3 protein-coding genes are annotated in these 2,630 nt (G+C 32.5%); all 3 read right to left on the bottom strand.

What is annotated here, in order from left to right; genetic code table 11:
* Positions 1-353, bottom strand: a 353-nt coding sequence (locus tag ENO17_01345) for a hypothetical protein (protein ID HER23702.1), incomplete at its 3' end; no start/stop codon positions are given.
* A 195-nt stretch (positions 354-548) separates the two neighbouring features.
* A complete protein-coding gene (locus ENO17_01340; protein HER23701.1) occupies positions 549-1,052 on the bottom strand; it encodes a gamma carbonic anhydrase family protein in 504 nt (167 codons plus the stop codon).
* Complete coding sequence (locus tag ENO17_01335; protein HER23700.1) at positions 1,049-2,548, bottom strand: excinuclease ABC subunit UvrC; 1,500 nt, start codon at positions 2,546-2,548, stop codon at positions 1,049-1,051. The genes ENO17_01340 and ENO17_01335 overlap by 4 nt, the downstream gene beginning before the upstream one ends.
* Positions 2,549-2,630 lie beyond the last annotated feature (82 nt).

Here is a 2,630-nt window from a genome sequence, read left to right as displayed (position 1 = left end):
ATTTCATTTCCTTCTTTTTCAATAAAAGTAACCTCAACCATATCTTCTTCTTTGGGGAAAAATGGTTTCATATAGCTGGTTAAAAACATAGTGCCGTCTTTCAAACAATAACTGGTAAGCGAATATTTTATATTCGCATCTTTATATTGCCATTTCACTAAACCCCATACCCCTCTTTTTATTCTCATAAATCTTTTATCACCACTCATAGAGGCATTAACCGCGTAATAGGGTTCTTTGACCTTCAATGGTCTTATTTTTATTAATTCTTTAGTAATTTGGCGGTAATGTAGCGGTTTGTTATTCTTGACCAATATTTCATAAGCACTATCAGCAACTGATTTATGTTTCATATGTCTTTAACCTCCCATTGACCGATTCACCAATGCACCAATTGGCTATATGACTTGCGTAAATATTTCTTTTTTATTATAACCATTTTTTTTTATATTTTACAAGTGAATTAATATAGTATCAAGTTAAGAAAACGAAAGAAAAAATAAAAAACTTAGCATCTTTCGTCTAATTACTTCATCTGATAGGGTATACTATTTTTGATATCTTTTCATTAACTCGACATAATCCAGAGCATGGTTTTTTAAGCTCATAACTTCTTCTTCGGAAAGATGGCGTACTACCTTCGCTGGTACACCTAAGGCCATAGTAAATGGTGGTATTTTAGTCTTGGGAGTTACTATTGCTCCAGCTCCTATGATGGCTCCTTCACCTACTTCTGCACCATCAAGCACAATTGCCCCCATCCCTATTAAAGAATTATCTCCAATCTTACAGGCGTGGAGCAAAACATTGTGCCCTATCGTAACCAGGTTCCCTATGGTAGCAGGAACTCCCACATCACAATGAACGATAGTGCCATCTTGAATGCTGGTGTTATTTCCTACGGTTATGGGAGCTATATCTCCTCTTAATACTGTATTATACCAAATACTCGAATATTTTCCGATAAGAACTTCTCCAATGATAGTGGCATTTTGCGCAATAAAACTTTCTTCGCTAATTATTGGTTTCTTCCCTTCAAAATTTAATATCATCTTCTTATCTCCATAACTGTTTTAATTTTTTCGGCAATTTTATCTCCAAATCCCGGTATTTTACTTATATCCACTTTGGAAGCATTTTTTATTTCTTCTAAGCTTTTAAAGTGTTCTAACAACAATCTTTTTCGTTTAGTACCAATTCCTGGAATAAGGTCTAATTTTGAATTACGCAATTCTTTACTTCTAATCTTCCGATGATAAGTTACTGCAAATCTATGAGCTTCATCTCTTATTCTTTGTAGTAAAAAAAGTGCTTCAGAATTATCAGGTAAGATGATTGGTTCATAAATCTCCGGTTTAAATATTTCCTCTTCTTTTTTAGCAATACTGATGATAGGCATTTCAAGATTCAGGTCCTTTAACATTTTTTCCACCGCACTCAATTGACCTCTCCCACCATCCACAAGAACCAAGTCAGGTAATTTTTTATTTTCGGCTATTAATTTTTTATATCTTCTCTCGGTAACCTCTTGTAACATGGCATAATCATCAATTCCTTTAATTGTTTTTATTCTAAATCTTCGATAATCTTCCTTTTTCGGCTGCCCTTTTTCAAAAACAACCAAAGAACCGACAGATAACTTTCCTTGAATGTTGGAAATATCGAATGCCTCGATCCTTTCTGGTAATTTTTTTAGGTTTAATTTATCTTTCAAATCAATGATTGCATTACAGCCCTTTTTAATTTCCTCCTTTTCTTCTTCCTCAATTTTTTTCATAAAGTAGTTATTCTTATTAATTTTTCTATCTATGTTTATTTCCTGACCTTTTAGAATAGCTTCAATTGATTTTACTTTATCTCTTATTTTGGCCGCTTTCTCATATTTTAAATTATAAGAAGCCTGCTTCATTTCCCGATAAAGACCATTCAATAAGCTCTTTTGTCTTCCCGACAAAAATAGACAAATTTCTTTTATATTTTTCTGGTACTCTATTTTGCTAATCATACCCATGCAAGGAGCTGAACACAAGCCAATCTGGTAATCCAAACAAGCTTTCGTCTGGTTTAAATCTTTTTTTCTACATCCCCGAATTTTAAAAACCTGCCTTAATAATTTTATAACAACCCGGGTAGCCTTGCTATCCACAAAAGGACCAAAATATAAATTTTTATCCTCTTTTAGCTCGCGGTTTATTTTTCGATAAAATAATATTTGGGGAAAGTCTCTCTCTAAAGTAATTTTAATATAGGGATAACTCTTATCATCCTTCGATTGAGTATTATAGTAAGGACTGTTGCTTTTAATCATTTTACTTTCCAGGATAAGTGCTTCTATTTCAGATGAAGTGGTTATATATTCAACATTTGCTATCTCTTTTATCATTTTACTTATTTTAGGAGATTGCTGGGAAGAATGAATAAAATAAGAAGAAACTCTATTTTTCAAGGAATTAGCCTTTCCTACATATATAACTTTTCCCTCTTTATCCTTAAAAAAATAGACACCGCTTGTTTGGGGTAATTTATTTATCTTTGATTTAATATCCATTTAGTTGATTCTCCAATGCGCCGATGCACCGATTAAATTAGTCGTTAGTCGTTAGTATTAAATTCAAGATACAATATAATAT

The organism is Candidatus Atribacteria bacterium, assembly GCA_011056645.1.
GTDB lineage: Bacteria > Atribacterota > Phoenicimicrobiia > Phoenicimicrobiales > Phoenicimicrobiaceae > Sediminicultor > Sediminicultor quartus.
The sequence above is the reverse complement of the archived record's forward strand: the minus strand, read 5'-3'. Positions and strand labels throughout refer to the sequence as shown.

Bases quoted from the DNA above. Each gene is read 5' to 3' on its own strand.
- ENO17_01335 (HER23700.1), bottom strand. From the start codon at position 2,548: ATGGATATTAAATCAAAGATAAATAAATTACCCCAAACAAGCGGTGTC.
- ENO17_01340 (HER23701.1), bottom strand. From the start codon at position 1,052: ATGATATTAAATTTTGAAGGGAAGAAACCAATAATTAGCGAAGAAAGT.